This is a genomic window from Vibrio sp. Vb0598, assembly GCF_033338935.1.
Taxonomy (GTDB): Bacteria; Pseudomonadota; Gammaproteobacteria; order Enterobacterales; family Vibrionaceae; genus Vibrio; species Vibrio alginolyticus.
The window spans coordinates 1-1,725 of sequence record NZ_JAWOTP010000077.1; the positions used below are offsets into that span (position 1 = coordinate 1).

Here is a 1,725-nt window from a genome sequence, read left to right on the forward strand (position 1 = left end):
GTCGGTGGTTAAGCATGTCTCCGATAAAGTCGCGGTGATGTACTTTGGTAAAGTGGTGGAAGCGGGGAATGCGAAAGAAATTTACGCGAACCCACAAAACGATTACACCAAGAAACTGCTCTCCGCGATTCCGATTACCCATCCTAAATATCGCAAGAAAAAGCGTGTGGCAGAAAAAAAGCAGCAAGTGGCGTAAGCCGTGCCACCATCGCATTCAAGAAAACACGCTCCGTTAAATAAACGGGGCGTTTTTCTTATGTATCCTTTTTTATCTTGCATGCTAAACTCAAAACTTATCTCTTTGGTTTTTCTTGGATAATTGGCTATGCCATCAAATTTACCTAAATCGTTCAGTCGCCCATTTTTAAAGATATTCCACATCTTAGAAGCGGTTCTGTTGGTCGCTATTACCTTGGCAACTATTTATGCCATGGCTCAAGAGTTCATTCACGTCTTTGTTGAGAAGCGAGTGCTGTTGACGGACATCTTATTGATGTTCATCTATCTTGAGGTTTTAGCGATGGTGCAGCAGTTTGTGATGAACGGTAAGATCCCCGTTCGCTATCCTATCTATATCGCGATGATGGCCATTGCTCGCTACATCACCTTAGGTATGAAAGAGTTGGATGCCACTTTGGTGGTTTGGCTTTCTATAGCGGCGTTTATCTTGGCGGCAGCGACTTTGGTGATTCGCGTTGGACACCACTATTGGCCGTATGTTGACAACCGAACCTTGGAAAAAGACGAATAAAACAAAGCCCCGCACTAAGCGGGGCTTTCAATATGTAATCTAAATGTTTTTAGATTATTCGATGTTTTGGATCTGTTCGCGCATTTGCTCGATCAGAACTTTCAGTTCAACACCCGACGCAGTGATGTCGGTGCTGATCGATTTAGAAGCGAGCGTGTTTGACTCACGGTTGAATTCTTGCATCATGAAATCCAGACGACGACCGACTGCGCCACCTTTTTTCAGGATGTTGGTCGTTTCTTTCACGTGAGAATCCAGACGATCCAGCTCTTCTGCAACGTCCGACTTTTGCGCTAGCAAGATAAGCTCTTGTTCTACACGAGAAGCATCCAGTTCAATTTTCGCATCTTCAAATTTTGAGAATAGACGTTCACGTTGCCATTCTAGGATTTCAGGCATGCGAGCACGAACTTTCACCACTTCTGCGGTAATCGCGTCTAGGCGTTGTTCGATCAGCGCTTTCATGTTGTCGCCTTCACGGCCACGCGCTTCAATAAATTCACTAATTGCTTCATCAAATGCAGCAAGCAGTTCTTTGTTGACCTCATCCATGTTTTGCTCTGGAGTTTCCATCACACCAGGCCATTGCATGACTTGAAATGGATTGATGCGGCTAAGCTCACCAGTCATGTGCATAACTTGTTCAGCAGCTTTAATCACTTGGGTTGCCAACGCTTCATTGATGCTAAGCTCGGCTTTTGCTGCAGGGTTCGCTTCGAAACGAAGGCTACATTCCACTTTTCCTCGCGCTAGACGTTTACGAAAACGTTCGCGTAGAACTGGTTCTAAAGCTCGGAATTGTTCTGGCATGCGGAAATAGGTTTCTAGGTAACGCTGGTTTACACTGCGGATTTCCCATACCGCTGAGCCCCAATCGCCTTTTACTTCTTTGCGCGCATACGCAGTCATACTGTAAATCATCGAATTTTCCTGTCTTCATTTTTTGAAAATTACCTAGAGAGTGTATCACGGAG

Annotated in this window: 2 protein-coding genes and 1 pseudogene; 2 read left to right on the forward strand and 1 reads right to left on the reverse strand. The window is 45.0% G+C overall.

From position 1 onward, the window contains the following. Together R7Q38_RS23005 and R7Q38_RS23010 are read left to right on the forward strand one after the other, a co-directional pair. Positions 1 to 196: pseudogene (locus tag R7Q38_RS23005) on the forward strand (ABC transporter ATP-binding protein); the annotation flags it as partial. 129 nt (positions 197 to 325) lie between these two features. After that, the gene (locus tag R7Q38_RS23010) at positions 326 to 751 is read left to right on the forward strand and encodes a phosphate-starvation-inducible protein PsiE (protein WP_024703485.1); all 426 of its coding nucleotides are present in this window, start codon (positions 326 to 328) and stop codon (positions 749 to 751) included. 54 nt (positions 752 to 805) lie between these two features. On the opposite strand, the gene R7Q38_RS23015 is transcribed toward R7Q38_RS23010, so the two are convergent. Continuing rightward, positions 806 to 1,672, reverse strand: coding sequence for a YicC/YloC family endoribonuclease (locus tag R7Q38_RS23015; RefSeq protein WP_015296114.1), 867 nt, complete (start codon positions 1,670 to 1,672; stop codon positions 806 to 808). Positions 1,673 to 1,725: the final 53 nt, after the last annotated feature.